The organism is Nocardia sp. TBRC8007 (assembly GCF_056629435.1).
In genome coordinates, this window is the sequence record NZ_JBWSOR010000139.1 from 1 (window position 1) to 581 (window position 581).

Genomic DNA, 581 nt, shown 5'->3' on the forward strand with positions numbered 1-581 from the left:
CGGTCGAGCGGATCCGCCGCCTGGGAGCGGGGCGGGTCCTCGAGGTCGGTGTCGGGTCGGGGTTGTTGTTGTCGCGGTTGGCGCCGGAGTGTCGGGAGTATTGGGCGACGGACCTGTCGGCGGCGACGGTGGAAACACTCGGCCGACAGCTCGCGCAACTACAACGCGCGTGGACCGAGCGGGTCTTCCTGCGCACCGCGGCGGCCGATGATCTCGCGGGGCTGCCCGAGGGCTATTTCGATACCGTGGTGGTGAATTCGGTGGTCCAGTATTTCCCCGGCCGCGCTTATCTGCGGCGGGTGATCGAACAGGTGTTGCGGGTGTTGGCGCCCGGGGGCGGGTTGTTCGTGGGGGATGTGCGGAATCTGTCGCTGCTGGAGGAGTTCACCACCGCGGTGCAACTCGCGCGTGGTGGGGACACCGATCCGCGGGCGGTGCGGGAGCGGGTCCGGCGCGAGATCGCCACCGAGCAGGAACTACTCGTGGCCCCGGAGTACTTCCACGCGTTGGCCGATGAGATCGATGACATTGGCGCGGTCGCTGTCGAACTCAAGGCGGGTTTGTCGGTCAACGAGTTGACC

The 581-nt window shown here is 67.5% G+C and carries 1 protein-coding gene; it reads left to right on the forward strand.

The features are described 5' to 3' along the window. Window positions 1–581 (forward strand): class I SAM-dependent methyltransferase (locus tag ACX4ZE_RS22990; RefSeq protein WP_480275550.1); only part of this gene is annotated, 581 nt, incomplete at both ends.